Origin of the sequence: Gottfriedia sp. NPDC058432 (assembly GCF_042721555.1) — a bacterium.
Classification (GTDB): Bacteria; Bacillota; Bacilli; order Bacillales; family Bacillaceae_G; genus Gottfriedia.
The window spans coordinates 159,849-185,046 of sequence record NZ_JBHXLC010000007.1; the positions used below are offsets into that span (position 1 = coordinate 159,849).

The following is a 25,198-nucleotide window of genomic DNA, read 5'->3' on the forward strand; positions in this document are numbered from 1 at the left end:
GGAGTATGTGTTATGGAAAATAAAGTAGGAATTTGCATATGTACATTTAAAAGACAGTTTGATCTTACTAGATTATTAAATAGTTTATTAGATTTATCAAATACTATAAAATTTACTACCATCGTTGTTGATAATGATAAAAATGGCTCTGCTCATAATACCTATAATAGTTTTAAAGATCAAATACAAATTATATATGAAATAGAAGAAAACCAGGGATTATCAAATGCAAGAAATAAATGTATTAAGATTGCGAGAGAACTCAACTTAGATTATATTGTTTTTTTAGATGACGATGAGGTCGTAAAAAGTAAAGATTGGTTAAAAAATTTACTAGATATGGAAAATAAAAGTAATTCAGGAATTGTTACAGGTCCAGTCTTACCATTATACCATCCTAAAGTTAAGGAACATATTAGGCAATCTGGCTTTTTTTCTCCAACTAGACATAAAGATGGAGCTAGATTACCTTATACTGGTACAGGTAATACTTTAATAAAAATGGCCATTTTAAGTGAAATGGAAGAAGTTTTTAATCCTAAGTTTAATCTTTCTGGTGGAGAAGATACCTATTTATTTTCCCAGTTAGTAAAAAATGGTAATGAAATTATTTGGTGTGATGATGCGGAAGTACTAGAGTATATTCCATTAGAAAGAGGTAACATGCGTTACGTATTTAAAAGATCATTTTACTCGTCTATAAATTTTACTAAAATAGAACCTACTCTTAACTTGAATGATAAGAAGGTAACAATAAGACTCTTACGTATAGGAAAAGGGATAATAAAATTATCAAAAGGATTATACTATATTTTACTTTCACCATTTATTGGTTTGTATAAATTTGTTCAAGGTATAAGTTTTCTTGGAAATGGTTTTGGAGACATTATAGGTGTATTAGGCATGAACTCTTATCTATATAAAAATTAGGTTGTTTATAATATTTTAGAAGATTTGGTGCTAGGGAAGGTTTGGACAAGCATGAAAAAAAGCAAGAAATAAAATTTTCGCGGTAATGGAAAGTTTTAGAACGTTATTGAAAAAAATTTAATAAACTAGAATAATTGGAGAGAATAAAAGTGGAAGTGAGTATCGATGAAGGTATTATTCGTTCATAACTATTACCAATTGAGTGGTGGAGAAGATAAAGTAGTTGGTGAAGAAATTAAGTTACTTCAGAAAAATGGAGTAGAAGTTGTAAATTATTTTGTTAGTAATGATGAGATACAACAGAATGGGATAATAAATAAGGTGAAATTAGGTTTAAATACCATATGGTCTAATAAACAATACAAAAGGTTACAAGTCACTATTGAAAGAGAAAAACCAGATGTTGTACATTTTCATAATACATTTCCATTACTTTCTCCATCGGTATACTATGCATGTAAAAATTTACAAGTACCGGTTGTACAAACTCTTCATAATTATCGATTGGCATGTCCTGGAGCAATGTTATTGAGAGATAGTCAGGTTTGTGAAAAATGTATTGAGGGCAGTTTAATTAATTCCTTAAAATATGGTTGTTATCGTAATTCTCGCATTCAGACCGCACCTTTAAGTACAATGCTATTTACTCATAGATTTTTAGATACTTGGAATAAACAAGTAGATAAATACATCGCACTTACACATTTTGCTAAAAAAAAGTTTGAGAATATTGGCATAGTTAGTGAAAAGATTATCGTAAAACCCAACTTTATTCAGAGGAATAATATTGGGGTAGATATAAAAAAGAGTAATCGTATTGTTTTTGTTGGTAGAATTTCTGAAGAGAAGGGTTTGCATCTTTTACTTGAAGCTTGGGCTAATATCGGTGATCAAATTGATACTAAATTAGATGTCATTGGTGATGGGCCATTAAAAGATGAATTACAAGGAAAGTATGGACATATACAAAATATTATTTTTAGAGGAAAATTAAGCAGTAACGATGTTTTAGAATTTATGTCTAAAGCAAAGTATGTAATAGTTCCTTCAGTATGTTACGAAGGGTTCCCGATGACAATAATAGAATCTTATTCTGTAAATACACCTGTTATAGCATCAAATATAGGCTCTTTAAAGGAGGTTGTTATTGATGGGGTAACAGGTTTTCATTTTGAAAATAGTAATGTAGAACATTTAAAAGAAGTTTTACTAAAAGCATTATCTTATCCAAATTACAATTACATTGGGCTTCAGAAAAATGTAAAAGAGCAGTATGAAACAAAATATACCGCTGATACTAATTTTAATTTACTTATGAGTATATATGAAGAAGTAATTGGGAGAGAAAAAAATGAAGAATAACCCTTATGCATATATTTTAAGTTCGAAGGTTACGGCATTAAATTTTAAAGATACCGTTAATAAAATAAAAGAATGGATAAATACAAATGAAATGCAAAAATATGTGTGCGTTTGTAATACACATTCACTTGTTACAGCGAGTAATGAAGAAAAGTTTAGTAGGGCCTTGGATAATGCAAATATATGCACGCCAGATGGTATGCCTCTTGTTTGGGCATTAAAAATGTTTGGATATAGCACACAAGATCGCGTGGATGGACCTAATTTAATGTTAAAACTATGTGAAGAGGCTTCTAAGAAAAATTACAAGGTATATTTTTATGGTGGAACTGAAGATACTTTAATACAGTTAGAGGAAAAATTAAAAGAGCTTTATCCAGATATAAATATCGTCGGTAGTTACTCACCACCATTTAGAAGTTTAAGTGAGTTAGAGACTAAAGAAATACAAAATAATATAAATCTGTCAAAAGCAGATCTTATTTTTGTTAGTTTAGGTTGTCCGAAACAAGAAATTTGGATGTACGAAAATAGCCCTAAAATTAATGGTATTCTACTAGGTGTTGGAGCGGCATTTAATTTTATTATTGGTGATATTAAAAGGCCACCATTATTTATTCAAAAATTGGGTTTTGAATGGTTTTTCAGGCTTTTAACAGAACCAAAGCGATTATGGAAAAGATATCTATATAATAATTCAGCTTATATTTATAAATTTGTTAAGTCTTATCATAAAAACAGACAAAAAAATTACAAACGTCAAAATATGAATTTTTCTAAAAGATTGTAGAGGTAGCAAGAAATGAATAAGAGAGTATTAATTATTAGAAATTTTGCATCTCAAGTTAACGCTGACTCCTATAATTTACAAGAAGTTGGGTTAGGAAAAGCTCTTGTAAAAAAAGGTTTTGATTGTGACATAGTTTATTATAGTGATAGTAATACTTTTGATGAAGTTATTTATGAATATCAGAATAGGAAACTAACTATAAAATGGACAAAAGCAATTAAATTTATGAGTAACAGTATATTCTATTCTATGCTAAAGAAATCTGTTTTGAGCCAATACGAATTTATTATATCGACTGAATATAATCAAATTATGACATTATTACTAGCTATATTTTGCAAGGATAAGGTTTATTTATATCACGGTCCATATCTGGACAATAATAAGCGAATAGTTCAAATATTCTACGATACTTTCCTAACTCCAATTATAAAACGACTAGTAGTAAAAGTGTTTACGAAGTCAGATTTAGCAAAAGAATACTTAATAAATAAAGGTTTTAAAAATGTTAAAACTATAGGTGTAGGATTAGATAGTGAAAAATTGGATACAAATATTAAAATTACTATGAATGATATTTGTAGAAAAATTGATTTAAATAAAAAAAATCTACTCTATATTGGCGTACTCGAAGAGCGTCGAAATATAGAGTTTTTATTTAATATAGTTTCAAAACTAGTAAAGAAAGATTCAAATATCAATTTAGTTGTAGTTGGAAATGGAAGAGAAGAGGACACTAAAAAATATTTTAATCTGGCAAGAGAATTAGAGGTTGAAAATAATATTTTTCATTTAAAAAAATTAAAACAATCAGAGTTAAAATATTTATATCAGAATTTAGATTTATTTATATTTCCTACTAATTACGATATATTTGGAATGGTTTTACTAGAAAGTATGTATTTTAAATTACCAGTAATATCAACATTTAATGGTGGAGCACAAACACTATTAAATAAAGAGAATGGATTAGTGTTAAATAATTTGGATGAAAATACATGGGTAGAGTCAATATACAGTATTTTAAATAATCAAACTCTAAGAGGAAAATTAGGAGAAAATGCTCGTAATAAAATTCTTGAAGGTTATACATGGGATAAAATCGTAAAAAAAATATTGAGTGAATCTTAATTAAATAGATATAATTTCCTGCGTATAAATTTTAAATAAGAATTTATTAAGAAAGGAAAATAATATGAAAATAGCAATAGCAGGAACAGGCTATGTAGGTTTAGTAACTGGTGCTTGTCTTGCAGAGGTAGGCAACACTGTAGTATGTGTAGATATTAACAAAGAAAAAATTGAAATGATGAAACTTGGGCTATCTCCAATATATGAAGAAGGACTTCAAGATTTAATGAGAAATAACTATGATTTAGGGCGAATTGATTTCACAGTTGAATTTGAGAATGCATATAGAGATGCAGATATTATTATGATTGCTGTTGGAACGCCTGAACGAAGTGATGGTTCAGCGAACTTAGATCATGTAAAAAAAGTGGCTATTCAAATTGCTGAAAACGCAGAGAAAGACGTATTAGTGGTTGTTAAATCAACTGTTCCAATAGGTACAAATGATGAAATTGAAACACATTTAAGAAAGCATTTAAAAAATGATGTTCATATTGAAGTAGCATCAAACCCTGAATTTCTAGCACAAGGAACTGCAGTAAATGACACTTTATATGCTTCAAGAATAGTAATTGGTGTCGAAAGTGATTGGGCTCGTGAGCTATTGGAGAAAATCTATCAACCTTTTAATCAACCAATTGTTGTTACGAATCGTCGTAGTGCGGAGATGATTAAGTATGCATCAAATGACTTCTTAGCTCTGAAAATTTCGTTTATGAATGATATAGCAAATCTTTGTGAAATTGTTAGTGCAAATGTTGAAGATGTAGCTAAAGGGATGAGCTATGATGAACGAATTGGTAATAAATTTCTAAAAGCAGGACTAGGCTACGGTGGATCATGCTTCCCTAAAGATACGAAAGCATTACATTGGTTAGCAAGTGATCATGATTATGAGTTAAAAACAATCAAAGCTGCAATTGAAGTGAATCAAAATCAAAAAATGAAACTAATTAAAAAGGCACGAAATATGGTTGAAAGTTTCGAAGGAATGAAAATAACGGTGTTAGGCTTAACTTTTAAACCGGGCACAGACGATATGCGAGAAGCACCTTCGATTCCAAATATTAATTATCTTATTGAACGTGGTGCAAATGTTGTAGCATACGACCCAGTTGGAATAGAAAATGCAAAAAAACATTTTGGTGACAAGATTATGTATACTACATCAATAGTTGATGCACTAGAAGAAAGTGAAATGTGCTTCATTATGACTGAGTGGAAAGATGTTATGGATTTTGACATTAAGGAATTTAAAAATTTAATGAAGAATCCGATTGTTTTTGATGGTAGGAATTGTTATAAACCTAGAGATATGGCACAAGTAGGGGTTGAATATCATTCAATTGGTCGTGAAGTGGGAGTACCTGTTCTAGAGAGTATATTAAATTAGATAAAGTTCTATTTTCTATTTATGAAAAAAAGGGCTATTTTTATTGGAATTAATTATGTAAATAGTAAGGAGAGATTTGATGCGTTTAGTCCTTTTATCAGGCGGTTCAGGTAAACGATTATGGCCATTATCTAATGATTCACGTTCAAAGCAATTTTTAAAAGTATTATCAAACGAACATAACGAGCTAGAGTCAATGGTTCAAAGAGTCTGGAACCAATTAGAAAGCTTAGGGGTAGCAGAAAATACCGTAATTGCTACTAGTAAAACACAAACAGAAATGATAAAAAGTCAAATAGGTGAAGAAGTTAAAATAATTGTTGAACCAGAACGACGAGATACGTTCCCAGCAATTGCATTAGCTTCTTCATTTTTATTTTCAGAAGAACTTATTGACGAAAATGAAATTGTTGCAGTATTACCAGTTGATCCATACGTTGATAAAGCATTTTTTAAACGTGTTTTAGATTTAGAAAATGTATTGAAAAATTCTGATGCAGATTTAGCTTTAATGGGAATTAATCCAACCTATCCATCATCCAAATATGGTTACATTGTTCCATCAACTGTGAATGATGGGGTTATCCAAGTAAGTCATTTTAAAGAAAAACCATCTGAAATTGAAGCGGAAGAGTTAATTCATGAGGGTGCAATTTGGAACAGTGGTGTATTTGCATTTCGTTTAGGATCAATGTTAAAAATTCTTGAAGAAAAAGATTTACCGTTAGTTTATAGTGAGCTTTCTTCAAATTATAGTAAACTTCCAAAAATAAGCTTTGACTATGAAGTTGTTGAAAAAACAGACAAGATTGTTGCGATTAGCTACGAAGGCTATTGGAAAGATCTTGGAACTTGGAACACATTAACTGAGGAAATGGGTTCTGATACTTTAGGGCAAGTTTTTAAATGGGGTAATTGTGAAAATACTCATGTCATTAATGAATTGCATATTCCTGTAACAGTAATGGGGATTCAAGATGCAATTGTTTCAGTTAGTCCTGATGGCATATTAGTATCTGAAAAAATGGCAAGTCAGAAGATTAAAGAAGTTGTAGAAAATTTAGATCAGCGTCCAATGTTTGAGGAGCGTCGATGGGGTTCATATCGTGTACTTGATCAAATGGTATATGATAATGGGACACACAACGTTACTAAGCGAATCAACATACTACCTGGAAAGAACTTAAGCTATCATCGTCATCAACACTGTGAAAAAGTTTGGACGATCGTAAAGGGTGAAGGAATATTTGTCATTGATGGACAAATTAACGTTGTTCGTGAAGGGGATGTATTAACCATTCCTGTTGGATATTTCCACACATTAAAAGCAATAACTGATTTAGAATTTATTGAAGTCCAAACAGGCTATCCAGTTGTTGAGGGTGACATTGAACGTAAATATTTAGAATGGTTAGATATTGAACGTGAGTGTTATCACAAGGTGAAAAGATAATATTTTATGAGGTAATCGATGAAAACAATCGCATATTATATTTCAGATTACGGATATGGTCATGCTTCTAGAAGTATTGCCGTTATCCGTAATTTATTAAATAGAACATCAGATGTTAGAGTAATTATTTGTAATTCGTTCGCTATAAAATTTTTAAAAGAATCATTAGCTGAATATGGTGAACGTGTTGTTTTTCATGAAGTTCAGACGGATATTGGATATGTGCTTAAAAAAGATTCACTTGAACCAGACCCAATTGCACTTAAAAGTAGACTTTTTGATTACTATCAAAATTGGGAAGAAATAGTTGAAAAGGAACTAGAATACTTTAATAATAAATGTATTGCAGGTATTCTATCTGATATATCTCCGATTGGAATAGAAGTAGGATCTATTCTCGATGTTCCTACAATAGGTATTTCTAATTTCACTTGGTATTCTGCATACAAAGATATGCTAAAAGAACAGGATTTAGAAAGATTAAGAAAATCATATGAACAACTAGATTACTATTTTTCTCTTGCTACAAATCAAGAAAAATGGGGTAGAGTTGGACAACTCAATTTTTCATTTTTCAGTAGAACAGTTGATCAAATTGAAGTAAATAGAATAAGACAAATTGTAAATTCATCTGGCAACAAAAAGATAATTTTTGTTGGAATAGGTATGAAAATAGATATGCCATTAATGGATTTACCTATATGGTCGTATGCTAATAATGTCTATATTGTTTCATCCAATGTTCAAGCTGAAGGCAACAATATATATAAGATACCTTTCGACTATACAGAGTCACAAAACTATATCGCAGCAAGTGACATCATCATTACGAAAGCAGGCTGGGGTACAGTTAGTGAAGCTGTAAACCAAGGTAAGTCACTGTATGTCATTGAAAGACAATCATTAAATGAAGATCGAAATACTATTTCATATTTAAAAGAATATAATTTAGCTGAAACGATTACATTAGAAGAATTATATTCAGTTAAAGATTTACCAATTAGAGAAGAAGTTAAACGTGAAAATGAAGTGGGACTTATTGTAGATAAAATTTGTGAAATTTTAAACTTAAAGATTAATCCTGAATCCATCTAGAACTTCTAGATGGATTTTTATTATTAGAATAATTAAGGGGAAGGTTTTTGTAAATGAACGTATTAATAGAAAAACAGGATCTTTTCTTTTTTAGACCGGTCTTTCAAGAACGTATTTGGGGTGGAACTCAACTAGAAGAAATTTTTGGTTACGAGATTCCAAATGACAAAACTGGAGAATGTTGGGCAATTTCAGCACATGGTAATGGTCCAAGTGTTGTAGCTAATGGAGAGTTTAAAGGTTTAACTTTAAGCGAACTATGGAGCCAGCAAAAACACTTATTTGGAAATTTACAAGGGGAGAAATTTCCACTATTAACAAAAATTCTAGATGCAAAGGCCGATTTGTCTGTACAGGTTCATCCTAACGATACATATGCTCAAATCAATGAAAACGGTGAGTTAGGTAAAACTGAGTGCTGGTATGTTCTTGATTGTGAAGAAGGTGCTGAATTGATAATTGGGCATAATGCTCAGTCAAAAGTTGAATTTCTCAATGTAATTGAGGAGAACAAATGGGATGAAGTTCTTCGCAGAATTCAAATAAAGCCCGGAGACTTTTTCTATATACCAAGCGGAACAGTACATGCAATTTGTAAAGGAACATTAATCCTAGAAACGCAACAAAACTCAGACACAACTTATCGTTTATATGATTATGATCGACGTGATGATAGCGGTAATTTAAGAGAGTTACATATAGAAAAATCAATGGATGTCATTACTTTTCCCCATGCTGATGCCAATCCAATAAGGAATGAATATCAACAAGAAGGTACCTTAATTACAGAATTTATAGACAATGAGTTCTTCTCCGTGGAAAGATGGAAAGTTACTGCAACTACAAATCTACTAAATAATAATCCTTTCATTTTAGGTAGTGTTATTGAAGGTGAAGGAAGTATTACTATTAATGAAGAAACTCATTCTCTAAAAAAGGGAATGCACTTTTTAATCCCATGCTACGTAAAAGAATTCTCTCTTAATGGCAAAATGGATTTAATTACTTCTCATGTTTAAGAATTCGTAGTTTAAAATATACGCTTAATTTTTTGATTTTCTATCATTGTAAAAAGGGGGAACGACATGAATTTTATAAATCAATTTGAAAGATGGTACAACCATCCGACATTAGATACTGAATTAAAATCATTACTAGAACAAATGAAATCAAATAAAAAACTAATAGAAGACAGCTTCTACAAAAACCTTGAATTCGGTACAGGCGGAATGCGAGGAGAATTAGGCGCAGGAACAAACCGTCTTAACATTTACACAGTAAGAAAAGCATCAGAAGGACTAGCACGCTTCATTGAGAACCAAGGTGAAGAAGCAAAACATCAAGGTGTAGTAATCGCATACGACTCTCGCCACAAATCACCTGAATTTGCAATGGAAGCTGCAACAACTCTAGGTGCACATGGAATCAAAACATATGTATTTGAAAGCTTACGTCCAACACCAGTATTATCATTCGCTGTGCGATATTTATGTGCATTTAGTGGCATCGTTTTAACAGCAAGTCATAACCCACCAGAATATAACGGATACAAAGTATACGGTCCTGATGGTGGTCAATTACCTCCTACAGAAGCAGATTCATTAACTAGTTTCGTAGACCAGGTTGAAGATGAATTAACAGTAGAAGTAGCTTCAAAAGAACATCTACTAGATAATGGTTTACTGGAAATAATAGGCGGGAAAGTAGATTATGCTTATTTAGAAGAGTTAAAAACAGTAGTTGTGAATGCTGAAATTGTAGAAAAGCATGCGAAGGATTTAAATATTGTTTTCTCACCATTACATGGGACATCTAATATTCCTGTTCGTAATGGATTAAGTATGCTAGGTTATACAAACGTAACTGTAGTCAAAGAACAGGAGCTTCCAGATCCAAACTTTACAACTATAAAATCTCCAAATCCAGAAGAACACGCGGCATTCGAACTAAGTATTCAGTACGGTGAGCAAGTAAATGCAGACGTATTAATTACAACTGACCCTGATGCAGACCGTTTAGGTGTTGCTGTACGTAACTCTGAAGGAGAGTTTACGATATTAACAGGGAATCAAACTGGTGCATTAATGCTTGAGTATTTATTATCTCAAAAGAATTCACTTGGAACTTTACCTGAAAACGGGGTAGTTTTAAAAACAATCGTTACGTCTGAAATTGGACGAGTAATTGCCCAAAACTATGGTATTGATACGATTGATACACTTACTGGCTTCAAGTTTATTGGCGAGAAAATTAAAGAGTTTGAACAAACAGGTGAATACAAGTTCCAATTTGGCTATGAAGAAAGCTATGGCTATTTAATTCGTGATTTTGTAAGAGATAAAGATGCAGTTCAATCTGTTATTTTAGCTTGTGAAGTAGCTGCATATTATAAGTCTCAAGGTAAAACATTATATGATGGATTACTAGAAATCTTTGAAAAGTATGGTTTCTTTAAAGAAGATCTAGTTTCTATGACATTGAAGGGGAAAGATGGAGCGGAGCAAATTCAACAAATGATGAATGATTTCCGTATGAACCCACCGAAAGAGTTTGCTAGTCTTGAAGTTTCAGTAATTGAAGACTATAAGGAAAGTACTAAAACAAGTCTTGAAGATGGTACGACAGTTGAAATTAATCTGCCAAAATCAAATGTTCTAAAATATATTTTATCAGATGAATCATGGTGTGCATTACGACCATCGGGTACAGAGCCGAAAATTAAATTCTATTTTGGCGTAAAAGGAAGTTCTTTAGAAAATAGCAGTGAAAAATTAGAAGCTATTAAAAAAGATTTATTAAGTCGTTTTGAACAATAGTGAATAGATGCGGATATATTTAAATACACGACCTTTTTAAATGAGGTCGTGTATTTTTTTTATTTAAGTTTATTAAAATTAGTTAACAAACAAATGCAAAAAGTTGTCTAATCAAGTAAGATAGAAATTAGTAATGTTAAATTTTTACAAATTAAATTCCTAATCAAAGGAGAAAAATCTTGTCCAGATCAGAAAAAAGCTCATCTAAAAAAATGTCCACAACAAAAAAAGTACTATTAATCCTAGTTAGTGTAGTAGTCCTAATCGGTCTAGGAATAGGCGGTTATGCGTATTCAATTTACCACAATGTAAATAAGACAACAGACGCAATCTATAAAGACATAAAGAAAACAGATAAACGAAAAGAAGAAGTAAATGTTGAAAAGAAAGAACCTTTCTCTCTTTTACTATTAGGGGTTGATCATCGCCCTGGTGATAAAGGTCGTTCGGATTCAATGATTGTGATGACGGTTAATCCGAATACACATACAACAAAAATGGTAAGTATTCCGCGTGATACAAGAACTGAAATTGTTGGAAAAGGTAAAGAGGATAAAATTAACCATGCATATGCGTTTGGTGGAATTCAAATGTCTGTTGATACGGTTGAAAACTTCTTGAACATTCCAATTGATTATTATCTTGAAGTTAATATGGAAGGCTTTAAAGATATCGTTGAAGCAGTAGGTGGAGTTGATGTAAATAATGACTTAGACTTTACTTATGATGGTGTTCACTTTACGAAAGGACCAATTCATTTAAATGGTGTAGATGCCTTAAAGTTCTCTCGTATGCGTAAGTTAGATCCTCGTGGTGACTTTGGTCGAGAGCTTCGTCAAAGAGAAATTCTTGAAGCGGTTATTAAACAGGGAGCTTCAATTTCTTCTTTAACAAACTATCAATCTATTTTACAAGCAATTCAAAAGAACGTTGTGACGAATATTACTTTAAGTGATATGGTTTCGATTCAAAAGGATTACCGTGAGGCTGCACAGAATATTAGTAAAACTCAGGTTCAAGGTGAAGGCAAGATGATTGATAAAATTTATTATTTTATTGTATCTCAACAAGAAAAGGATAGTATATCTAATGATCTTCGCCAGCATTTAGAACTACCTGCGGAAACAAAATAACGTCTAAATCTTTGATGTAACATTTTTTAGGATCCATCGTTAAAAGATAACCTTTTAACGGTGGTTCTTTTTTTATGTCTTTTTTACCTCTAGGCCCCTACTTTATTCTACTTAGATTTCAACTGAATTCGTCATTCATTCCAATCTCCTAAGAATTTAACCTACACATCCATTTAATCACCAACATAATAATATATATATTCCTAAATGTTTAGGAGGTCTTTGCGATAAAAGGAATTATACTTGCAGGTGGTAGTGGTACTCGACTTTATCCATTAACGATGGTGACTAGTAAGCAGCTATTGCCTGTGTATGATAAACCAATGATTTATTATCCGTTATCTACTTTAATGCTGGCGGGTATTAGGGAGATTTTAATTATATCGACTCCAGAGGATCTGCCTCGTTTTGAGGCACTATTAGGTGATGGTTCTCAGTTTGGAGTTTCGTTGAAATATAAAGTACAGCCAAGTCCAGATGGATTGGCTCAAGCGTTTATTATTGGTGAAGAGTTTATTGGAAATGATTCTGTTGCGATGATATTAGGTGACAATATTTATTATGGCAGTGGGTTACGTAGTATTTTGAAGAAAGCAGCGATGAAGGAAAAAGGGGCAACAGTATTTGGTTATCATGTCCATGATCCTGAGCGATTTGGTGTTGTAGAATTTGATGAGTCTGGGAAAGTGTTGAGCATTGAAGAAAAGCCAGTGGCTCCAAAATCAAATTATGCAGTAACGGGATTGTATTTTTACGATAATCGTGTCATTGAAATTGCTAAAAACGTAAAACCATCTAATCGGGGAGAATTGGAGATTACTTCTGTAAATGAAGCTTATTTAAATTTAGGTGAACTAGAAGTGGAGTTACTTGGTCGTGGTTATACATGGTTAGATACTGGAACGCATGAAAGTTTAGTGTCGGCAACAAATTTTGTCAAAACAATTGAAGAGCATCAAGGAATTAAAATATCTGCTCCAGAAGAAGTCGCTTATATTAATGGGTGGATTGATAAAGAACAATTAGTACGTTTAAGCGAATCACTTAGTAAAACAAGTTATGGTAATTATTTACGAAAAGTTGCAAATGGTGAGATTAAATATTAGCTTAAGGGGTCATTATCAATGAAAATTACAGAAACTTTTATAAAAGGAATTGTAGTTATTGAGCCAACTGTTTTTGGTGATCATCGTGGTTGGTTTATGGAAACATATAATGATTCTAAAATGAAAGATTTTGGAATGGATTTAAATTTTGTTCAAGATAATCAATCATTTTCTGCATCGAAGGGGACCTTACGTGGATTACACTATCAATTGTCTCCAAAAGCACAAACGAAATTAGTCCGTTGTACAAGGGGTTCCATTTTTGATGTGGCTGTTGATATTCGAAAAGGGAGTCCGACATACGGAAAGTGGCTCGGTATCGAGTTAAGTGCAGAAAATAAAAAACAATTATTCATACCAAAAGGATTTGCTCACGGTTTTATGACTTTAACAGATGATGTGGAAGTCCAATATAAAGTTGATGAGCTATATTCACCTGAATGTGATCGAGGCATTCTTTGGAACGACCCGATTATTCAGGTACAATGGCCAATCAATATTTCACCATTATTATCTGCAAAGGACAAAATCGCACCATTATTAAAGGATGCTGAAAATAATTTTATCTATAAGGAGTAAGATAAATGAAGGTTTTAGTAACTGGATACGGTGGGCAACTAGGATATGATGTCGTCCAAGAATGTGAGCGGCATGGCTTAAATGTTAAAGGCTGCGGTCGACAAGAGCTGGATATTACTAAAAGAGAATCAGTATTTTCTATAGTAGATTCATATAAACCTGATGTTATTATTCACTGCGCTGCCTATACAGCAGTTGACAAGGCTGAAGATGATAAAGAGAATTGCTGGAAAGTGAATGTTGAAGGAACGAGATATTTAGTTGAAGCTGCGAAAAAGCATCATTCAAAGTTCATCTATATTAGTACGGACTATGTATTAAACGGGAAAGGTGAAAGTCCTTTTAATGAAGATGACCAAGCAGACCCAATTGGTTATTATGGATTAACAAAGTATGAAGGTGAAAAAGTTGTTCAATCATTAATCGAAAACTATTTTATCATTCGGGTTTCGTGGGTATTTGGAGTTAATGGGAATAATTTTATTAAAACAATGTTAAGACTATCAGAAACTAGAAATGAATTAAATATAGTCGAAGATCAAATCGGATCGCCAACCTATACAGTTGATTTGGCTATATTAATAGTAGATTTAATTAAATCAGATAAATATGGAATCTATCACGCAACAAATGAAGGCTTTACTAGTTGGGCTGATTTTGCAAAAGAAATATTTAAACAAACCGACAGTAAAACTTTAGTAAAATCGATTGCATCCGAGGACTATCCTACTAGAGCAGCTAGACCGAAAAATTCGAGATTATCAAAACAAAAGCTAGTAGATAATGGCTTTCAATCCTTACCTTCATGGCAAGACGCATTAGCTAGGTATTTACTTCAATTAAATAAAAGAGACGAGGTACAATAAAACATGAAAGTAGCTGTTACAGGCGGTGCCGGGTTTATCGGTGGAAACTTTGTTCAATACATGATAAATAAATACCCGTCCTATTGCCTATATAATCTGGATGCTTTAACCTATGCAGGTGACTTAACAAAGCATAAAAATATCGAACAAAATGAAAACTATCATTTTATCAAAATTGATATTTCAAACCATGAAGAAATCATGACGTTATTTAAAAAAGAAAAGTTCGACTATGTCATCCACTTCGCAGCAGAAAGTCATGTTGATCGTTCAATAACTGACCCGGGTATATTCGTGACAACAAATGTATTAGGAACTCAAGTTTTACTAGATGCTTCAAAAGCGATAAACGTTAAGAAATTTGTACATGTATCTACAGATGAAGTGTATGGTGATCTAGATTTTGATCCTACAACTTTTTTTACAGAAGATACACCTCTACAACCAAATAGTCCGTACTCTGCAAGTAAAGCCTCATCTGACTTATTAGTTCGTGCATATCATGAAACGTTTGGATTTCCTATGAATATCACACGTTGTTCAAATAATTACGGACCATATCATTTTCCAGAGAAGTTAATTCCATTAACCATTTCTCGTGTATTAAATGGCCAAAAAGTTCCTGTTTATGGTACTGGTGAAAATATTCGCGACTGGTTACATGTTTATGACCATTGCTCAGCGATTGATCTAGTAATGCATAAAGGAGAAAATGGGGAAGTTTACAATGTAGGTGGCCATAACGAACGGACAAATTTAGAGGTCGTTAAGCAAATCATTTCTACTCTAGGTAAATCTCAAGATTTAATCCAATTTGTACAAGATCGCTTAGGTCATGACAAAAGATATGCGATTGATCCAAGTAAATTAGAAAGACTAGGCTGGAAACCAACTTATAATTTTGATACAGGGATTGTTCAAACAGTTCAATGGTATGTAGATAATAAGGAATGGTGGGAAACGATTGTTTCTGGTGGGTATAAACAATATTTTGAAAAACAATACGGTAAATAATTAGAAATGAACATGATGAGGGAATTTCATTAAAATAATAAGAGTAATTTAGACGGTTTCTTTTAATTTGAAAACGTCTTTTTTAATTTCATATGTATAGTAATTTAGACTTCTTAATATATGTGATTTATGAGTAATTTTAACTAAAACTAATAACCTAGTTAATTCCAAAAAAATTCTAATGTTTCGGTAAATATTCCTAAATATGATTCTTTTAATCATTTTCTAACTATAATGTTACTTACCATTTATAAGTAACATTTTTTTATGTTATAATACATTTTGTATCAATAAATGACAATTTCATTACAAAATTGTAAGTTTTTTTTTGCGAAATTTACAATTTTTTTATGTTCAAATATGTTTCATTAATGTTATGTTTTTTCAGAAAAATATAATGTTGTAGATTACTAGTTTCACCATTAAAAACTGATTAGAAAAAAATACTTATTCTAATGAAAAATTAATTATTAATTCAAGGAGGACAAGGGATGAATCAACCGTTAATCTCGGTAATTTTACCTATTTATAATGTAGAAAATTATATTCATGAATGCTTAAATTCATTATTAAACCAAACCATTGGCTATGAAAATTTAGAAGTAATTATGGTAAACGATTGCTCTAAAGATCGTACTCCTCTAATTATTGATGAATATGCAACGAAATATGAAAATTTTAAAGCCATTCATTTCACAGAGAATTCTGGTGCTCCAGGTAAACCAAGGAATGTTGGAATGGAAAATGCCACAGGTAAATATACAATCTTTTTAGATCCGGATGACGTATTACCATTGGATGCATATGAAAAACTAATTAATATCATTGAAAACAGTGAGTCTGATTTTGTAATGGGTAAGATGATCAGCTTTGATGATGAAACAAAGCGCAGACATGAACACGTTACATTTAAACAATATCAATTACAAAAGAAATATATCGATGTAAATATAGAGAATGTTCCATTTTTCTATCAAGTTAAAACGGCTGTTTATTTAAAATTAGTGAAAACTGAGTTTCTATTAAAAAATAAAATTAACTTTATTGAGGGTATGAAAAACGGTGAAGATAAGTATTATGATATTCTATTATTCTCTAAAGCAAAAAAATTCAGCTATATACCTGAAGTAATCTATCTATATCGAGGAAGAAATGATGTGAAAAATTTATCTCTAACACAAAGAGATATTATTAGTACAGTTGAAAATGATGTGAAATCTGCTTTAACGATTAAGCCTTTACTTTCAAAAAGCGATTACAAGTATTTTCAAATAAATGTATTTAGATCAATTTTTTGGAAAACCGGAGATGCAGACTTTAAGCGTTTAAAAAAAGAACAACAACTTTATCTTTTTAATTTAGTAAAAGATGTAATGGTGGGCTATGATCCAGATTTAGCGAAGGACTATATGGAAGTGGAAGAACCAATTCTTAGTCTGATTAGCTCGGGCCATATTGAAGAAGCTTTAGAATATAATCTTTTATTAATTGCTAGAAGATGGTGGTTTAAAAGAAGCAAAGAACTAGAGAAAGACTATAAAAAGTCATCAAAAATAAGAAATAGTAATTTTTGGAAAGTGACAAGTCCATTAAGAAAAGTGATCAGACTTGTGAAGAGGGTGTCGTAAGTTGCAATTTAGCATCATAATTCCATTTGGAAAAGAGGAGATCAATCAAGCTCTTGATTGTATTAATTCAGTTAAGGATCAAAGTATTAAACAAAATCAAATTGAATTAATCCTTTTTAATACAGAAAATGAAGTACTGAATGAAGAGACTGAGAAAACATTAACTAATCAGTTTAATGACCTAAGTGTAATAAATACAAAATTGAAGCCAGAAGACTTAAATGGCAAATATGTCTTTATTTATGATCGTAAAATCAATATTAATAAGCATTTATTAGAAGTATTTTTGAGAATAGCAGATTCTGGTAAATATGATTGCATTTTTCCTACTGAAAATACAAAAAAATTAGAAGTGAATCCAGTAAATATAAATGATTTTACTTATTCAGATCTAATGAGTATGAATTTACTGAGAACTGTTACCTTAAAGGATTATCTTGTAAAAAATAAAATTCAAGCGTTCAATTATTTTGAATTAAAGTATTTTCAATTAAAGCAATATTTTAAAAATAAAAATATTGGAACGAATGATGTATTAGAGATTAAAAATACTGAGATTAATGATGAGTATATCCATAATCAAGTTCAAGAAATTAACTATTTATTTGTAAAAGTAAGAGAAGAATCCGATAAAGACCTTCAAAAATTTACATATGATATGTTCATTAAGCAACTAATGATTTTAGTTGATAAAAAGATATTTGTTGATGAATTAGATGAAGGGCTTCAAATTCAATTATTAGAACTATTACATTTAATAACAAAAGAAGTCAATTTACCTGAAACTTTAAAGAATATAAAACTAGAAGGCTATAAAGGTTTTTTTGCAATCTTAAATATGAAAAAGTATTCTGAAGCCAATAGTTATATGAAGTTGTTCAGGAGTAAGAGATACCAATATCAAACGGCAAACAAATATAGCAAATATTTAGAGAAGCATCCAATCGATCCTAGTGAAGACTTAACATGGAAAATGACGAAACCATTACGTTTAGCAAAACCAACAATGCGCAAAGTAAAAGGATTTATATTTAAATATTTATTACTGCTAATTGTATCTTTCTATAAACTTCTATATTTAAATAAAGAGGTTTGGTTAGTTTGTGAAAGAGCTGATCAAGCTGAAGATAATGGATATTTCTTTTTTAAGTATTGTAGAGAGCAACATCCAAACAGAAAGATTTATTATATAATTGAGAAAAATTCTCCGCATTATGATAAAGTAGCTAAATTAGGAAATGTTATTCATCACTCTTCCTTTAAACATAAAATTTACACACTATTAGCGGATGTATATGTTAGTGCTTGGACATTTAGTGAAAGTGGTTTTCCAAATCCTTCAAAATATTTCACCTCAAGATTTAGAAAGCAATTAAAGAATAAATTTCAAGTATGTATCCAGCATGGCGTTATTATTCATAATATTTCTCCGTATTTATCAAAGAAAAAGTATCAACAAAATTTAATTATAGCTAGTTCAGAATTTGAAAAAGAAATTATTATGGAAACTCTAAACTATTCAAAAGATGAAGTTGAAGTAACAGGATTAGCAAGATTTGATAATTTACATGATGCGATTACGAAGAGACAAATATTAATTATGCCAACTTGGAGACGTCATTTATTTAAAATAAATAAAAAACAATTCTCTAATTCGGAATACTTTAAGACGTATAAAAACTTGATATCAAATAAAAAGTTTCAAGATTTTATTAGTAAGGAAAATATTCAAGTTAAGTTCTATATTCATCATCAGATGCAGCGCTTCTTAGAAAACTTTATTGTAGAGCATCCAAACATTGAATTCTTATTAAAAAAAGATGCCAAAGTTTCAGATCTACTAAAAGAATCGAAGTTATTATTGACTGATTATTCATCAGTTTCAAGTGATTTCTTTTATATGAATAAACCAGTAGTATTTTATCAATTTGATCCACATAAAAATCATCATGCACCTACTGAACAAATTAAATATAGCGATCTTGGAATTATTGTTAATAATGAAGAAAAGTTGCTTGATGAAATCATTAAAATCTCAAATAGAGATTTTACAGCAGATCAACTATATCAACAAAATTCGAGAAGAATTTTTAAATATAAAGACACAAATAACTCACAGAGAATATTTGATGCAATTGAAACATCTTATCACAATTTCAAAATTAATAAGAACGTTGAATAAATCAAAAAGAGGGTGATTGAAAATCACCCTCTTTATTTATTTCGTTAATTTTATTAATTGAGCTAGAAAATTCTTATAATAATTTGGTTCAAAATGTAAATGGAAAATACCCCAAGCATGATCTGCAATAGAAATATAGTTTTGTTTTACATTTATTGTTGAAACCTCGTAATTTGAAATCACGTATTCATCCAATTGGTCCCAAAAGGCATTTAATAATTCGATATCAGTGTCGGAATTAATTTTCTTAATGTTTTGTTCCTGATCGTAGTACATCCCAGTAAATCTAGCTTTGTGAAGTATGATTTTACAATTCGGAATTTCTCTATTAATAATTTGTAAAAATTTATCAATCGATTGCTTCCAAAGTGTAAAGTATTCGCTAAGATTAGTAATCAAATTAAATGTAGTGACTTCGTTTAATTCTCTATAGAATGAAGTTTTATTGATCTTCCAACGATTATTAGTAATATATGAACTATTCGTCTTTAAACAGCCAAAATAAACATCCCCAAAGAAATCAAGAATGAGAGCTTCAGGTTGCTTATTGATTAGATCATTTAAAAAGTTCTTTTCTAAGTCATCGAAAACATCATTTTGCTCATATTGATTTAGGTTGTCAATTTTCTCTCTATTATATGGAATCGGATTACCCATTAAACTAATGATTGACGATTGGTTTTGGTAGCGAATTAATTCGAAATGATTTTTATAATTTAAGTTAAATTTACTATTAAAATTATCGCGTGTAACACACGATCCAAATGCAGCGACTTTTAATTTCTTTTCATTACTATTAATTGAAATAACGTTCTTATTTAGTAAAAGTGAAAAGTGTTTAGTTTGATGATTAGATTCATTCTCGGTTAATAAGTTAATTAAAACTTTAATATTTTTGTTTAAGGTAATTTGAGCATATAGTTCTAATTCAGTCGATTCAGGATAGCTATTTAATAAATCAAATACATTAAACGTTGAACACAAAATTTCATTGTTATTTCCACTACGCGCACTATATGAATGAGTATTAATCGCTAGTTCGGTTTTGATTTGATTATATTGCTTTTGATCAGAAATAGAGAGTTGAACAAAATCTTCAAAACAATCTGCTTTAACTAGATTAAAATGTAATTTATCTTGTGTTAAGTAAAGCGCAATACGATTATCATTTGTTATATATGTCTTTACATAATAAATGTTTAGTAGTTTCGTGCTCATATATTTAGCTGGCATTTCAAGATTACGACTAATTTCTAATGGTAATAATTCAGCATCTTTAGCTAAATATAAATCAAAAATCTCGATTGGATATAATGTGATATTTTTCAAATCAGAAAAGTTAATATCTACTATATATTGGTTATCAATCTTTTTTATTAAGCACTGCAATATTTCATTGCTTACTTTCACATGTTTATTTGACCTCTGTTTTACGACTAATGAAGATGCTTCATTTATTTTCTCATTTAGATCTTCTATGCATAGTCTAATTCCATCATTTAAGTATTCAATTTTTTTAAGCATAAAACAGCCCATCCCATTTAATTAAAATATTTTTTGAATTCGTAAAAAAATTTACGAAATGCTAACAGATATTAACATTAACATAATGATTATAATTATTAAACAAGGCATTAGTTTTTTTAGTATTAAATGAACGAATGTTAACAAGAATTTAAGATTATGTATCTATGGATCATATTTTACAAGAAATTAGACCCCGGTTGTAGCACTCACTTTCCATTGGAAAGGAACGTTACAGTTGGGGATTTTTTATATTTTAACACTTTCTGATACATTACTAATTTGGAAAATCATCTTATTATATCTTTTACATACTTTTAACATGGATACTCATTAAGATTCACAAAAAATCGTTAATCTCTAATTAATAATAATATTTTCCTTTTTAATAAACACGTCTTACTTAAGGTGTTTATCTTATTGTTCTGGAGGTTTGAAATGAAGAATAGTGAATTATTGAATAGTAGTCATGTTGATTCAACAACTGTAAATTTTAAACCAAGTTTAATAGAGGTTTCGAATGAAGATTTCGGTGCTAATATTCTACAAAAAAATGAATTATTAATGAAAGAAAATGAGTGCCTTTCTAATAAGGTGATGGAATTAGAAAAAAGAATGGAAGAGCAATTATTTCGGCAGTTGGATTTAATCGTAGAGCATGAGGAATTTATGATGGGACTCGATGATTATGTTCTTGTAAACGAAGTAAAGCAGTCATTTGGTTCGTATGAATATGAAAAATTACAAGAGGAATATCAAAAGCTTCAAATAAATTACGAAACGTTTAGGAACTCAAAATTTGGAAAATTGGCAAGGAAGTATTGGAAGCTCTTAAAGTATTTAAAAAGAAAATGAGGGGTCATATATGTTAAAAGAATTAATCGAAAAACAAATAACTAGATTACGTAATGAAAAATATGACACAAAAATGATGCTGCAAGAATTAATGAATGTGGATGAACCCTTCTATTTTCAAAACCATGAGTTACTTCCATTTTCAGCTGATGATTTTACAGTTAGTAAAGGTATTCAAAGGTTTCAAAAGGAAAAGAAAACGCTATTTCACAACAAACTAATAAAGCAGACTGCGGTTATTGATTATAAAGACGAAAAAAAATTAATGGAACTACTTTTTAATGAAGGAAGAAGTCAGTTATTTACTAAATTTGGCATCACAGGCTTTGTCAGCGGTAAGTGTGAGGTTGTTTGTGAATTGCGATTTATAGATTATGAGCATAACGCTAGCACAATCAGTTTTCATATGGACGAGTTAGTTGATCTATCTCAATTTAATCAAAATGAGATACAATCGGCTTCTTTTTCAATTTACATGACAGGTGCTGCCACACTTCATTTATTTCATGCTAAATTAATGGGTTCATATAAAAATAGTTCGATAGACAATAGTCACTTGAAGAAACAAAAGAAAGAAATTAAGGACTTTCGTGTTGGTTTTATTGCAGACGAATTTACGACACGATGCTTCGATTATGAGTTTCAACTTGTAAAAATCACGCCAGAGAATTGGTTGACTGAATTTAAAAAGCATCGAATTGATGTATTCTTTTGTGAGTCTGCGTGGCTTGGAAACGATGGAGCTTGGAAGGATAAAATCGGTACAAAAAATCACAGAAATCATACGAAACTATTAAAACTGGTTTATTGGTGTAAAGAACACAATATCCCGACCGTCTTTTGGAATAAAGAAGATCCGTTTCATTATCAAGCTTTTATTGATACGGCAAAGCATTTTGATTATGTATGTACGACTGATTTTGAATCAGTTCAGAACTATGTGGATGAAGGCTGTGAAAATGTTTATTGCTTACCTTTTGCAGCTCAACCGAAAATTCACAATCCAATTGAATATATTCCACGTAAAGAGAAAGTAGTTTTTGCTGGAGCTTATTATGGAAAAAAGTTTCCTGAGCGTACGAGTGCGATGGAGAAACTAGTAAATTCTTCGAAGGAATACGGACTGGATATATATGACCGAAACTATCATAATCCAACAAGTCCTAATCAATTTCCAGATGAGTATAAACCATTTATTGTTGGAAACTTAAAACAAAATGAAATCGATCTTGCATATAAAGGATATAAAGTAGCACTAAATGTAAATAGTATTACGAAATCTCCGACAATGTTTGCCCGGAGAGTATTTGAGTTATTGGCAAGTAATACGCCAATTATTAGTTCCCATTCAGAGGGGATTCATCGAATGTTTGGTGAAATTGTAACGGCTACAGACGATGAAAAAATAATGAAACAACGACTATCTAACTATTATTCAGATGAGACCTTTTATAAAAAAAATCGTTTACTCACATTACGAAAAGTATTAGAAGAACACACTTATACGAATCGAGTGGAAGATTTATTCAACATTATAAATCTGCCGTACGAAAAATATGAAGAAGCTGCTACGTTAGTAGGGATTGTTCGAAGTAAGGCCGACTATGAAAAGTTAATTGCGATTTACAATAGACAAGGTTTCAAACAAAAAAAGCTAGTGATCTTACTCGATTTGTTTGAAGGCTATTTAGACATTTTTAATCAAAACAATCATGGGGAAGTAAAAACTTACCTAATTGATTATTGCCATCATTACTTCAGCTTGAATGATCTTGTTGATTCGAATTATATTGCTCCAATTAATCTAGATCATTATTATGGAGAAAATTATTTAAGAGACTTAATGTTAGCTATTAAGTACACGAATGATACGATTATCGCAAAAGGGAATGGAAATAGCTATAACTACGTAAATGATTGCCAAATTGATGAAGCATTGATTTGTAAAAAGGCGACTAGATTCCTTCATCCAAATGAATTTATAAAGCTTTTAGATGATAAATCATCAATTGGACATTTCTCAAAAGCTGGCGTTCAATTTTTTGAAATTGATGAGTTTAATTTTTATCGAGATGCCTATGAACAAGCCATTAGCCAAGACAAAATTGAGAGAATTTTAGTATAAGGAGCTGTTTTTATGAAACTGGCGATTATAGGGCATGATTTAAAATTTATAAACGATGCCATTAAGAGGTTTGAAGCTAGAGATGACATTGAAATAAAAATTGATTTATGGGAAGGTCATACAATTCATCAAGTTGCAAAAAGCTTAGAGGTCGTTAATTGGGCCGATGTTCTTTTTTGCGAGTGGGGACTTGGAAATGTGATATGGTACCAGGAGCATAAAAAAGATCATCAAGTATTAATTGTTAGAATGCACCGTTTTGAAATGAATACCCCGTTTCCAGAGCAATTTGATTTTACGAAGATTGATAAGATTATTGCCATTTCTTCTTATATATATGAGGAATTTCATCGTGTTGCAAAGATTCCTAGAGAAAAGATGATTGTCATTCAAAATGGTGTTGATGTAGAACGATTCCATTTGCCTAAGCAGTATGATGCAGATTTTCGAATTGGATTACTTGGTTATGTACCGAAGTTAAAACGGTTAGATCGAGCGCTTGAGATATTTGAAAAGTTATACGAAAAAGACAGCCGATATACTCTTTCGATAAAAGGAAAGCATCCGAAAGAGTTTCCGTGGGTATGGAATAATCAACAAGAGCAGGATTATTATACAAGTTTATTCCGAAAAATTGAGAAATCTCACTATCGAAATCAAGTTCAGTTTGAAGAGTGGGGAGATTCAGCTGAATGGCTCGAGTCGATTGGTTTTGTCTTATCAGTCAGCGATTATGAAAGTTTTCACTTAGCACCCGTTGAAGGGATGGCCTCTTGCGCTGTGCCAATTGTTTTAAATCGTGAAGGAGCTCGAACAATATTCCCTGATGAGTATATTTTTGAATCACTCGATCAAGCAGCGCAGTACATTGCGGATAGTAGAAAAGGTTCTAGGAAAGAGCTAGTTGAATTTGTGAAGGAAAATTACTGTATGGATAAAATGTGTTCAGAGATTTTGAGTCTAATTGATGAGTTACAAGTAAAATTAGTTCATTAAGTATTTCGGAGAGCACAGTGTATCCTTTTAGTAGAAGGAACTGTGCTTTTTTCTTCTATTATTATTTACATCGGGTATGAATGATTTCAATATGTGGGAAACTAAGTATATAAGACTATGTCGTAAGTGATGAATAATCGAATAATTACTAGTTAAAGAACTTATTAGGGATAAGACGATCAATTTTTGCAATTAACCATGTAAATAGAGGAATAAAACG

Annotated in this window: 20 protein-coding genes; 19 read left to right on the plus strand and 1 reads right to left on the minus strand. The window is 30.9% G+C overall.

All coding sequences use genetic code 11. The features are described 5' to 3' along the window. The first annotated feature begins 12 nt into the window (after positions 1 to 12). The 16 genes from ACFWM3_RS09525 (at position 13) to ACFWM3_RS09600 (ending at position 19,478) form a co-directional block, all read left to right on the plus strand. Positions 13 to 930 (plus strand): glycosyltransferase family 2 protein, encoded by a 918-nt coding sequence (locus tag ACFWM3_RS09525; protein WP_390311190.1) that lies wholly within the window; start codon positions 13 to 15, stop codon positions 928 to 930. Positions 931 to 1,095: 165 nt separating this feature from the next. Continuing rightward, positions 1,096 to 2,292: a glycosyltransferase family 4 protein gene (locus ACFWM3_RS09530; RefSeq protein ID WP_390311191.1), complete on the plus strand. Its 1,197-nt coding sequence runs from the start codon at positions 1,096 to 1,098 to the stop codon at positions 2,290 to 2,292. Further along, positions 2,282 to 3,082 (plus strand): WecB/TagA/CpsF family glycosyltransferase, encoded by an 801-nt coding sequence (locus ACFWM3_RS09535; protein ID WP_390311192.1) that lies wholly within the window; start codon positions 2,282 to 2,284, stop codon positions 3,080 to 3,082. Before ACFWM3_RS09530 ends, ACFWM3_RS09535 begins: the two co-directional genes overlap by 11 nt. Positions 3,083 to 3,094: 12 nt before the next feature. Next, positions 3,095 to 4,213, plus strand: coding sequence for a glycosyltransferase family 4 protein (locus ACFWM3_RS09540; RefSeq protein WP_390311193.1), 1,119 nt, complete (start codon positions 3,095 to 3,097; stop codon positions 4,211 to 4,213). 64 nt (positions 4,214 to 4,277) lie between these two features. Beyond that, complete coding sequence (locus ACFWM3_RS09545) at positions 4,278 to 5,606, plus strand: UDP-glucose dehydrogenase family protein (protein ID WP_390311194.1); 1,329 nt, start codon at positions 4,278 to 4,280, stop codon at positions 5,604 to 5,606. A gap of 79 nt (positions 5,607 to 5,685) precedes the next feature. Then, complete coding sequence (locus ACFWM3_RS09550; protein ID WP_390311195.1) at positions 5,686 to 7,059, plus strand: sugar phosphate nucleotidyltransferase; 1,374 nt, start codon at positions 5,686 to 5,688, stop codon at positions 7,057 to 7,059. Positions 7,060 to 7,077: 18 nt separating this feature from the next. Continuing rightward, positions 7,078 to 8,154 carry a glycosyltransferase gene (locus ACFWM3_RS09555; RefSeq protein ID WP_390311196.1) on the plus strand — a complete coding sequence of 359 codons (1,077 nt, stop codon included), beginning with the start codon at positions 7,078 to 7,080 and terminating at the stop codon, positions 8,152 to 8,154. A gap of 53 nt (positions 8,155 to 8,207) precedes the next feature. Beyond that, positions 8,208 to 9,173, plus strand: a complete 966-nt coding sequence (gene manA, locus ACFWM3_RS09560) for a mannose-6-phosphate isomerase, class I (RefSeq protein WP_390311197.1) — start codon at positions 8,208 to 8,210, stop codon at positions 9,171 to 9,173. 66 nt (positions 9,174 to 9,239) lie between these two features. After that, a complete protein-coding gene (locus ACFWM3_RS09565; protein ID WP_390311198.1) occupies positions 9,240 to 10,970 on the plus strand; it encodes a phospho-sugar mutase in 1,731 nt (576 codons plus the stop codon). Between the two features lie 179 nt (positions 10,971 to 11,149). Continuing rightward, positions 11,150 to 12,103: a polyisoprenyl-teichoic acid--peptidoglycan teichoic acid transferase TagU gene (tagU, locus tag ACFWM3_RS09570; protein WP_390311199.1), complete on the plus strand. Its 954-nt coding sequence runs from the start codon at positions 11,150 to 11,152 to the stop codon at positions 12,101 to 12,103. Positions 12,104 to 12,330: 227 nt separating this feature from the next. Next, the gene (gene rfbA / locus ACFWM3_RS09575) at positions 12,331 to 13,209 is read left to right on the plus strand and encodes a glucose-1-phosphate thymidylyltransferase RfbA (RefSeq protein ID WP_390311223.1); all 879 of its coding nucleotides are present in this window, start codon (positions 12,331 to 12,333) and stop codon (positions 13,207 to 13,209) included. An 18-nt stretch (positions 13,210 to 13,227) separates the two neighbouring features. After that, entirely contained in the window at positions 13,228 to 13,788 is a 561-nt protein-coding gene (gene rfbC, locus ACFWM3_RS09580; protein WP_390311200.1) for a dTDP-4-dehydrorhamnose 3,5-epimerase, read from the plus strand. Between the two features lie 5 nt (positions 13,789 to 13,793). Continuing rightward, complete coding sequence (gene rfbD, locus ACFWM3_RS09585) at positions 13,794 to 14,654, plus strand: dTDP-4-dehydrorhamnose reductase (RefSeq protein ID WP_390311201.1); 861 nt, start codon at positions 13,794 to 13,796, stop codon at positions 14,652 to 14,654. Between the two features lie 3 nt (positions 14,655 to 14,657). Next, positions 14,658 to 15,668, plus strand: coding sequence for a dTDP-glucose 4,6-dehydratase (rfbB, locus tag ACFWM3_RS09590; protein ID WP_390311202.1), 1,011 nt, complete (start codon positions 14,658 to 14,660; stop codon positions 15,666 to 15,668). A 491-nt stretch (positions 15,669 to 16,159) separates the two neighbouring features. Next, positions 16,160 to 17,296 (plus strand): glycosyltransferase family 2 protein, encoded by a 1,137-nt coding sequence (locus tag ACFWM3_RS09595; RefSeq protein ID WP_082459297.1) that lies wholly within the window; start codon positions 16,160 to 16,162, stop codon positions 17,294 to 17,296. 1 nt (position 17,297) lies between these two features. After that, complete coding sequence (locus tag ACFWM3_RS09600) at positions 17,298 to 19,478, plus strand: CDP-glycerol glycerophosphotransferase family protein (RefSeq protein WP_390311203.1); 2,181 nt, start codon at positions 17,298 to 17,300, stop codon at positions 19,476 to 19,478. 36 nt (positions 19,479 to 19,514) lie between these two features. Here the strand turns inward: ACFWM3_RS09600 and ACFWM3_RS09605 are convergent, their stop codons facing one another. Then, positions 19,515 to 21,002, minus strand: coding sequence for a DUF6270 domain-containing protein (locus tag ACFWM3_RS09605; protein WP_390311204.1), 1,488 nt, complete (start codon positions 21,000 to 21,002; stop codon positions 19,515 to 19,517). A gap of 438 nt (positions 21,003 to 21,440) precedes the next feature. On the opposite strand from ACFWM3_RS09605, the gene ACFWM3_RS09610 reads away from it, so the two are divergent. From ACFWM3_RS09610 to ACFWM3_RS09620, 3 genes are read left to right on the plus strand one after another with little or no spacing between them, the layout of a single operon-like run. After that, positions 21,441 to 21,857: a hypothetical protein gene (locus ACFWM3_RS09610; RefSeq protein WP_390311205.1), complete on the plus strand. Its 417-nt coding sequence runs from the start codon at positions 21,441 to 21,443 to the stop codon at positions 21,855 to 21,857. A gap of 10 nt (positions 21,858 to 21,867) precedes the next feature. Continuing rightward, on the plus strand, positions 21,868 to 23,982 hold the full coding sequence (locus tag ACFWM3_RS09615; protein ID WP_390311206.1) for a CgeB family protein: 2,115 nt from the start codon (positions 21,868 to 21,870) through the stop codon (positions 23,980 to 23,982). Positions 23,983 to 23,994: 12 nt separating this feature from the next. After that, positions 23,995 to 24,978 carry a glycosyltransferase gene (locus ACFWM3_RS09620; protein WP_390311207.1) on the plus strand — a complete coding sequence of 328 codons (984 nt, stop codon included), beginning with the start codon at positions 23,995 to 23,997 and terminating at the stop codon, positions 24,976 to 24,978. Positions 24,979 to 25,198 lie beyond the last annotated feature (220 nt).

Coding starts and splice junctions, on each gene's coding strand:
- ACFWM3_RS09595 (WP_082459297.1), top strand. CDS start 16,160: ATGAATCAACCGTTAATCTCGGTAATTTTACCTATTTATAATGTAGAA.
- ACFWM3_RS09535 (WP_390311192.1), top strand. CDS start 2,282: ATGAAGAATAACCCTTATGCATATATTTTAAGTTCGAAGGTTACGGCA.
- rfbC (WP_390311200.1), top strand. CDS start 13,228: ATGAAAATTACAGAAACTTTTATAAAAGGAATTGTAGTTATTGAGCCA.
- ACFWM3_RS09545 (WP_390311194.1), top strand. CDS start 4,278: ATGAAAATAGCAATAGCAGGAACAGGCTATGTAGGTTTAGTAACTGGT.
- rfbB (WP_390311202.1), top strand. CDS start 14,658: ATGAAAGTAGCTGTTACAGGCGGTGCCGGGTTTATCGGTGGAAACTTT.
- ACFWM3_RS09565 (WP_390311198.1), top strand. CDS start 9,240: ATGAATTTTATAAATCAATTTGAAAGATGGTACAACCATCCGACATTA.
- ACFWM3_RS09555 (WP_390311196.1), top strand. CDS start 7,078: ATGAAAACAATCGCATATTATATTTCAGATTACGGATATGGTCATGCT.
- ACFWM3_RS09615 (WP_390311206.1), top strand. CDS start 21,868: ATGTTAAAAGAATTAATCGAAAAACAAATAACTAGATTACGTAATGAA.
- ACFWM3_RS09610 (WP_390311205.1), top strand. CDS start 21,441: ATGAAGAATAGTGAATTATTGAATAGTAGTCATGTTGATTCAACAACT.
- ACFWM3_RS09605 (WP_390311204.1), bottom strand. CDS start 21,002: ATGCTTAAAAAAATTGAATACTTAAATGATGGAATTAGACTATGCATA.
- ACFWM3_RS09550 (WP_390311195.1), top strand. CDS start 5,686: ATGCGTTTAGTCCTTTTATCAGGCGGTTCAGGTAAACGATTATGGCCA.
- rfbD (WP_390311201.1), top strand. CDS start 13,794: ATGAAGGTTTTAGTAACTGGATACGGTGGGCAACTAGGATATGATGTC.
- ACFWM3_RS09540 (WP_390311193.1), top strand. CDS start 3,095: ATGAATAAGAGAGTATTAATTATTAGAAATTTTGCATCTCAAGTTAAC.
- ACFWM3_RS09530 (WP_390311191.1), top strand. CDS start 1,096: ATGAAGGTATTATTCGTTCATAACTATTACCAATTGAGTGGTGGAGAA.
- ACFWM3_RS09620 (WP_390311207.1), top strand. CDS start 23,995: ATGAAACTGGCGATTATAGGGCATGATTTAAAATTTATAAACGATGCC.
- manA (WP_390311197.1), top strand. CDS start 8,208: ATGAACGTATTAATAGAAAAACAGGATCTTTTCTTTTTTAGACCGGTC.
- ACFWM3_RS09525 (WP_390311190.1), top strand. CDS start 13: ATGGAAAATAAAGTAGGAATTTGCATATGTACATTTAAAAGACAGTTT.